Annotated in this window: 7 protein-coding genes; 5 read left to right on the forward strand and 2 right to left on the reverse strand. The window is 56.7% G+C overall.

Going from position 1 to position 7,921, the window contains the following annotated elements:
* The first annotated feature begins 357 nt into the window (after positions 1-357).
* Together abc-f and LPA02S_RS09595 are read left to right on the forward strand one after the other, a co-directional pair.
* The gene (gene abc-f, locus LPA02S_RS09590; RefSeq protein ID WP_056956736.1) at positions 358-1,866 is read left to right on the forward strand and encodes a ribosomal protection-like ABC-F family protein; all 1,509 of its coding nucleotides are present in this window, start codon (positions 358-360) and stop codon (positions 1,864-1,866) included.
* A gap of 109 nt (positions 1,867-1,975) precedes the next feature.
* Positions 1,976-2,779, forward strand: coding sequence for a hypothetical protein (locus LPA02S_RS09595; RefSeq protein ID WP_056956737.1), 804 nt, complete (start codon positions 1,976-1,978; stop codon positions 2,777-2,779).
* Positions 2,780-2,878: 99 nt separating this feature from the next.
* Here the strand turns inward: LPA02S_RS09595 and LPA02S_RS09600 are convergent, their stop codons facing one another.
* Both LPA02S_RS09600 and LPA02S_RS09605 read right to left on the reverse strand, forming a co-directional pair.
* Positions 2,879-3,517 (reverse strand): DUF1648 domain-containing protein, encoded by a 639-nt coding sequence (locus tag LPA02S_RS09600; protein ID WP_056956738.1) that lies wholly within the window; start codon positions 3,515-3,517, stop codon positions 2,879-2,881.
* Positions 3,510-3,782 (reverse strand): autorepressor SdpR family transcription factor, encoded by a 273-nt coding sequence (locus tag LPA02S_RS09605; protein WP_056956739.1) that lies wholly within the window; start codon positions 3,780-3,782, stop codon positions 3,510-3,512. Before LPA02S_RS09605 ends, LPA02S_RS09600 begins: the two co-directional genes overlap by 8 nt.
* Before the next feature lie 327 nt (positions 3,783-4,109).
* Between LPA02S_RS09605 and LPA02S_RS09610 the strand changes: the two genes are divergently transcribed.
* Genes LPA02S_RS09610 through LPA02S_RS09620 form a run of 3 tightly spaced genes read left to right on the forward strand, consistent with a single transcriptional unit; the run spans position 4,110 to position 7,775 of the window.
* Positions 4,110-4,883, forward strand: coding sequence for a DeoR/GlpR family DNA-binding transcription regulator (locus LPA02S_RS09610; protein WP_082405292.1), 774 nt, complete (start codon positions 4,110-4,112; stop codon positions 4,881-4,883).
* 15 nt (positions 4,884-4,898) lie between these two features.
* Entirely contained in the window at positions 4,899-5,807 is a 909-nt protein-coding gene (gene pfkB, locus LPA02S_RS09615; RefSeq protein ID WP_061777631.1) for a 1-phosphofructokinase, read from the forward strand.
* Between the two features lie 30 nt (positions 5,808-5,837).
* Complete coding sequence (locus tag LPA02S_RS09620; protein WP_056956741.1) at positions 5,838-7,775, forward strand: PTS fructose transporter subunit IIABC; 1,938 nt, start codon at positions 5,838-5,840, stop codon at positions 7,773-7,775.
* The last annotated feature ends 146 nt before the right edge of the window (positions 7,776-7,921 follow it).

Raw genomic sequence — 7,921 nt, forward strand, 5'->3', positions numbered from 1 at the left:
TTCGCCCTAGCAGTGGTTACCGCGGAGCACCCACGTAAGCCGGAGCCCACCACCTCGACCAACGCTGCCGTCACCAACCACTACCGTTGACGCACGTCAGGTCGGCATGGTATAACATTGGCAGTAGAAATCGAGAGGAGGCCGCGGCCATTGAAGAACTAACCAATCACAGTTGCATGTCACCACGCCGCCAGTCAACGTACTGGTTCCGTTTGGTGTCGCCATGATTGGTTAGAACAACGCTTCAAGGTCCGGTCCGCAAAGTCGGGGCACCATGCCCGCTTTGTATAAACGCGCCGCCAGTCTGGTTACACCACCCGGACTGGCGGCGTTTGCGTATCCCCAAGGAGGTCCATCATGTCCACCATTACTATTAACCACCTCACCTTTGCCTATCCCGGCCAGGACGATATTTTCACCGACCAAAGCATCACCCTCGATACCAGTTGGCACCTCGGTTTAACCGGCCGTAACGGGCGCGGTAAATCCACCCTGCTCAACCTATTGCGTGGGCAACTAACCGGCACCGGCAGCATCAACGTGCCCGTACCCGTCACCTACTTTCCGCAACCGGTCCGTGACACCTCCCGTGACGCGTGGATGGTGATCGACGATATTACCACTAGCGAAACCTGGATGGTTGAGCGTGAATTAACGCTCCTGGGCGTGCCCAGCGATACCCTCTACCGCCCCTTTGACAGCCTATCCGGCGGCGAGCAAACCAAGCTCCTGCTGGCCGTACTGTTTGCCGACAACACCAGCTTCCCGCTTATTGACGAACCCACCAACCACCTGGACCACGCTAGCCGCGAGCAAGTGGCTACCTACCTGAACGGTAAGCGCCAGGGCTACATCGTTGTCGCCCACGACCGCGACTTTCTTAATGCCGTCACCGATCATACCCTCGCCATCGAGAAACAGGGCATCACGCTGATGCAGGGCAACTTTGCCACCTATACGCAAACCAAAGACGCGCAGGATCAACGCGAGCAGGCGGAACAGTCCCAACTGCGCAAAGACATCGGGCGACTGCAGGCCACCGCGCGGGCCAAGCGGGACTGGTCCGGCAACCGGGAGGCCGACAAGCACGGTAACCGCCACGTGAAGGGGAGCACCCAGGGCGACGGCACCATCGCCGATAAGGGGTTCATCACCGCACGGGCGGCGCGCACCATGAAGAAGGCCAAGCACCTGGAACACCGTATGGACGATGAAATTGCGGCCAAGGAAAAACTGCTGCAAAACGTGGAGTACATCGAGCCGCTCCATATGCTGTACACACCGGACCACCACGACGTCCTGATTACCGTCCGCAACCTCAGTCTGAGTTACGGCGACCAGCCCCTGTTCGCGCCGGTTTCGTTCACCGTGAAGCGCGGCGAACAGGTAGCCGTCGTGGGGCCGAACGGTGCGGGCAAGACCTCACTCATCAGGGCGCTGCAGGGCAACTTTGCCGGCCACGTTGACGGCGAAATTACCGTCGTGCAGTCGGCACAGGCAAGCCACGTCCGCCAGCTTTTTCCCGATAATCGCGGTCTCCTCGGCGACTTTGCCGAACAAAGGGGCGTTGATTACCAAGAATTGCTTCGGAACCTCAAGCAGCTAGGCGTTGAACGGTCCGTATTTGCGGTGCCCATCGAGCAAATGTCCGCCGGTCAGCAAAAAAAGGTGGAGCTCGCTGCTAGTCTGGCAACGCCAACCGGCCTCTACGTGTGGGACGAACCGCTGAATTACCTGGATGTATTCAACCAGGATCAACTCATCGACGTCATCAATTCCGTTCAACCCACCATGCTACTCACGGAGCACGACCAACACTTTATTGACGCCGTAGCAACCAAAGTTATCACCCTTCAACCGGCGTAATTCGAGCCCAAAACTGTTTAATCCTGGTAACCATCGGTGGTCACAAGCCCAGTCTTTGATATAATAACAGGAGTGCACCACATCAAAGGCTGTCGTGGAGGTGATTACCGTGGCCAGAACATCAGAAGAGCTCCTTGCGCAACTGCGGCAGCAACTCACCCGCGGCCGCGTCGTGTGGTCGACGGTTTGGGTGCGCCGGTTGTGGACCACCATCCTCGACCTCATGTGGACGGTCAGTATCCTCCTAGCACTCACCAGCCTGTTCGTCTACCTATCCGATCCCACTTTGGGGGCGCTGTACTGGTACCAATTAACGACCCCCAGTTTCTGGTCGGCTAACATCGTGCTGTTTTGGCCGTGGAGCGTGCTGATATTCTTCACCGTGTTGGAGGTGGTCCGCTACCTCGCTCGCGTGGGGCGGGTCCGCAACACCGCCGCTCGTATTAAGCGTCATCCCGAGGCCATCATCATCGCGCACACGCTGAACATCAATGCGCGTATCTCGATGACGTACCGCCAGCCGGAGGACGCACGCCCCGTCACCCAGGTGATTGCAGCGCTCTCCGATGCCGACAAAGTTGTCTGGAAAGACCTGGTGGCACAGCGCCGCACCAACAAAAGCGACGCCAAGGGCCACCAGTACACCGGCTTTGACGAACGTGGTATTCGCCGCTTTCTTGCCGCCCGGACCGACATCGAAATTTTTGAATTTATCAACCAAACTACGGCCATCCCCTACTTCTGGTCGACTAGTGACGCTGGATTCGTGTCAGCCTACTACCTTCCTGAAGGGGGCCACGCGCAGATCATCCTGGCGCGACTTACACCCACGAATACAATCAAACTCATTAGTCCCAAATTGTGGCTGCTACTGACGTTCGCCGAGATTCTCAACATCGGTGAAGACAACTAGCTGGTCACCGCTCCGCCACACCAAAAAAGCATCGTCCCGCGTCAACGTGGGCCGATGCTTTTTTGGTGGACGACCTCATTTCCACGGCCATCACGATAATTATCCTTGCCGAACCGACAGTCGGTACCCCCACCAGCTCACGGCCAGCAGCAAAACCACCGCGATTGCCAGCGCCGCCACGGACACCATCGGGGGTGCAAACAGACTGGCAATCATCAACAAACTACCACCGACCATCGTGTAGCCCATCGCCCGGGCAACTCGCGGCCAGGTACGAGGGTCCGCCGCGGCTTTGTGCATACCATTCAGCGTCCGGTTATAGCCAGCGGGCACTGTTGGCAGGTAGTTACCCATCCCCATGAACATCATGGCCACTACGATGATTGCCACCCGCCGAATGTCGATATCACTACCCAGATTGGCCTGAATCGTCGTGAAGTACAGGATAACTGTAATCGTCGGCATAATGGCGTACAGCAACCGTTCAAAGCGCACCGCCTCGCCCTTATGGTTAGCATTCAACCGCGTGATACCGACCAATAGTAGTTGTAGCAACGTCATCAACACGGGTATGCCGTAAACAGCCATCGCCTTAGGCATCCACCCGTTAACCTGGTTGTTAAATCCCCAGTGGGTGGCCATGCGCGCTGGTAATTCCGGATAATGGGCCCACCCGTACAGTACGGGCGCCCAGATAACGGCAATCGTAAAAGCCAGAACACGGTTAGTTTTATTCATGATGTGAGCCTCCAATCGAGTAAATCCACGTCAGCACGTCCTCGAACACGCTGGCATTAATGTCATAGTAGATAAAGTTTTTTTCACGCCGCTCCGAAATTAATTCCGCTTGCTTCAACAGTTTTAAATGGTAGGACACGGTTGCTTGACTCAGTTCAAAGTGGTCGACAATCTCGCCGGCAGAATATGAGTGCTGCTTTAATAACTCCAAAATCTCACGCCGCACCGGGTCCGCAATCGCCTTTAACGTTTCGGTCATTGCCATTTGGCTCGCCCCCCTATTTAGATATCTTTCTAAATAGATTGTACACCCGCCATAGCCGCTTTGCTACAACTATTTTGAATTCTTTCGATATAGGTTGCCAAACAAAGTCACCAAAAGTGTGCACGGTGTCGCCTTTTAATGTCCTAATGTACGTAAATAAGTCGTATTTACCGGTTAATCAGCACCCAATTCGCAAACTACATCGATAGGCGAATGCTGTAACGGCAATGTTTGTGCGGTCACCTGGACATTTTTTGACGCTTTTTGCGCATTTATGGTTGCCAATGGTTACTTTCCGTGTATAATAAGTTCAGGAAGGTGATGAAAGTGCTTACAGACGAACGCAAACGCCATATTCTCCACGTGCTCGACCGCGACGGCATGGTCAGCGTCCAGAGCCTCTGCTCGGACATGGCCACCTCGTCGTCCACCGTCCGCCGCGACTTGGCGGACCTCGAGGACGAAGGTCTACTCGAGCGGATCCACGGTGGTGCCAAACGCCGCGGCGGACTGCGCGACGAGCCGACCGTCCGGGTGAAGGCCAACCAGAACACTAACGCTAAGTCAGCGATTGCCCAAGCCGCGGTGGCCGCCGTCAGCGCCGGGGACCTGATCTTCCTGGACGCCGGCACGACGACCGCGCACCTGGTGCCGTTACTGCACGACGTTCCGGACATCACGGTCGTGACCCCGGGGGTTGATAACGCATCACTGCTGGCCGACCACAATATCCGTAGCATCATGCTGGGGGGGCAACTAAAGCCCACCACCAAAGCGGTCATTGGTGCCGAAGCAGCGCAGCAACTGCAACGCTTCCGCTTCAACATCGCCTTTATTGGTACCAACGGCATCCACCCGGACTACGGGGTCACCACCCCCGACCCGGAGGAAGCCGCCATTAAGCGGCTGGCAATTGATCACTCCGTGGATACCTTCATCCTGGCCGACCACAGTAAGTTCGACCAGGCCAGCTTTAGCCAGATTGTAGGGCTACGGGCCCACACCATCATCACCACTGATATCGAGACGCTGGGCAGTCCGTACAATGAATGTCGCAACATCGTTGATTCACTACATTCACCGACTGTCCGTCAGCAATAGAAAGAGGTACTGCACTTGATTTACTCAGTCACACTGAACCCCGCCATTGATTATGTTATCGGCCTGCCCCACCTGGAGTTAGGGGCGGTCAACCGCCTCACCAGTGCCGTCAAGCTGCCCGGGGGCAAAGGCATCAACGTCTCCCGGATTCTGCAGGCCCTCGACATTCCCACGACAGCCTGGGGGTTCAACGGCGGCTTTACCGGCGAATTCATCACTGATAGCCTGCACGCGCTGGGCCTACACACCGACTTTGCACCAGCAGCCGGCGACACGCGGATTAACGTCAAGCTCAAAGCCGATAGCGAGACCGAGCTGAACGGCGCTGGCCCCACCATTACGGAGGACAACGTTGCGGCGTTCAAAGCTAAGTTCGATGCCCTCCAGCCTGGAGACGTCGTCGTGATGGCTGGTAGCATCCCGCAAGGCCTGGGCGACTCGTTCTACCGCGACCTGATTCCGCTGATTCACCAACACGGGGCCGACTTCGTCATCGACACCACCGGTCAGGCGCTGCTAGACACGTTGCCAGAGCACCCGCTCGTAGTCAAACCGAACCACCACGAGCTGGCCGCACTCTTCTCCGACAACGAGTACACCGACCTCCAGCAGGTGGTGGAACGTGGTCGCCGCTTACTCGAAATGGGCGCGCAACACGTCCTCGTCTCGATGGCTGGTGCGGGTGCACTGATGATTACTAAGGACCACGCCTGGCACGGCACCGTACCTAAGGGCGACGTTAAGAACTCGGTTGGGGCTGGCGACAGCATGTTGGCCGGTTTCACTGGCACCTTTGCCCAGACGCACGAAGCACTCACGAGTTTTAAAACGGCCATCGCCTGCGGGAGCGCCACCGCGTTCTCAACCGACCTGGCCGATAAGGAAAAGATTGACGCTGTGCTGGCCACCGTCAGCATCGAATAACTATAAACCAAACGGATTGGAGCAACTATCATGGACATTCGCGAACTACTACTTAAAGACGTCATGATTATGAACCTCAAGGCCACGACCAAGGAGGAAGCCATCGATGAGATGGTTGCCAAGTACGCCGAACAAGGCATTATTACTGACGCCAAACTTTACGGTGATGACATCCGCAAGCGTGAGGGTGAATCCACCACCGGTATCGGTGACGGCATCGCCATGCCGCACGCTAAGGACAAAGCCGTAAGCCGTGCGACCGTACTCTTCGCCAAGAGCGACGCCGGGATTGACTTCAACGCGCTGGACGGCCAGCCGGTCCACCTGTTCTTTATGATTGCCGCCCCTGAAGGTGCCGACAACACCCACTTGGCGGCCCTCGCCGCATTATCCTCCCTGCTCATCAACCCGGACCTAGTCGCCCAGTTGAAGCAGGCCCAGACACCTGACGACGTGGTCAGCCTGTTCAGTGCCGCTCAGGCAGCTAAGGAAGCCAAAGACGCGGCGGACGACGCTAAGGAAGCGGCCCCTGCCCCACAAACGGCGACCATCCAGACCGGCGCAAAGCCGTTTATCGTGGCCGTAACGGCCTGTCCTACCGGGATTGCACACACGTACATGGCTGAAGCCGCGCTCAAGGAACAAGCCGAAAAGATGGGCGTCGACATCAAGGTCGAAACCAACGGCTCTGAAGGGGTTAAGCACAAGCTGACCGCCAACGACATTGCGCGCGCCCAAGGTGTCATCATCGCAGCCGACAAGAAGGTCGATATGGACCGCTTTGACGGCAAGCACCTGATCAACCACCCCGTAATTGACGGGATTAAGAAGCCAGAAGAGTTGATTAACACCACTTTGAACGACGAGGGTGCCATCTTCCACGGCAACGGTGCCGGCGGGGATGACGAAGAGGAAGAATCCGGCAGCTTGTGGAACCGCATCTACAAGGACCTGATGAACGGTGTATCGAACATGCTGCCGTTCGTGGTTGGTGGTGGTATCATCATGGCCATCTCCTTCATCTTTGAACGGTACGCGGGTGCCCACTCCGGACTGTTCACGTTCACCAACAACCTGGGTAACTACGCCTTCAGTTTCTTGGTTCCCGTTCTAGCCGCCTACATTGCCGTCTCTATCGGTGACCGGCCGGCCCTCATGCCCGGGTTCGTTGGTGGGTGGATGGCGACATTGACCGCCGCATCCTTCGTTAAAGCCCAGAACCCAGCCGGATTCTTGGGTGGCCTGGTTGCCGGGTTCGTTGCCGGCTGGATGGTTGTTGGCCTGAAGAAGTTGTTCGCCAACATGCCGCACAGTCTGGACGGGATGAAAACCATCCTGATCTATCCGGTAATTGGCCTCGCGTTAATTGGTCTGGTCATGTTCTTCATCGTGAACCCAATCTTTGCTGCCATCAACGGTGCTTTGATTGGCGCCCTGGAATCCATGGGCACTGGTAACGCCATCCTGGTGGGTACAATCCTCGCCGCGATGATGAGTATCGATATGGGTGGCCCCTTCAACAAAGCCGCTTACACTTTTGCCATCGGGATTTACTCCGCATCCAACTACACTGATGGTCGCTGGATGGCCGCCGTCATGGTTGGTGGGATGATTCCACCACTGGCTATCGCCCTAGCATCCACGTTCTTCCCGAAGAAGTTCACCGAACAGGAACGTCAGTCTGGTATCTCCAACTACGCTTTGGGTCTAACCTTCATCACTGAAGGCGCCATTCCGTTTGCTGCCACTGACCCCGTGCACATCATTGGTAGCTCCGTCATCGGTTCCGCAATTGCCGGTGCCCTGACCCAGCTGTTCCGGGTGAACGTGCCGGCCCCTCACGGTGGGATCGTTGCCCTGGCCCTGACGAACCAGAAAGTCGGGTTCCTGGTATCGCTGATTGTCGGTGCCGTCGTCGCCGGGTTGATCCTGGGTATCTGGCGTCCCGTTGCCAAAGAAAATGCTTAGGTAAATGAAACGTCCTGCAGCCAGATGGTTGCAGGACGTTTTTTGTATAGTGAGTGCTGTGCTGGCAAAGTGGTGGTGGAGTTGCGGCTTTGTGAACCACTCCGTAGATTGCTAGGCTGGTGGTAACCGGCAGCGTAGGTCGGGTT

Origin of the sequence: Lacticaseibacillus pantheris DSM 15945 = JCM 12539 = NBRC 106106 (assembly GCF_001591865.1) — a bacterium.
Taxonomy (GTDB): domain Bacteria; phylum Bacillota; class Bacilli; order Lactobacillales; family Lactobacillaceae; genus Lacticaseibacillus; species Lacticaseibacillus pantheris.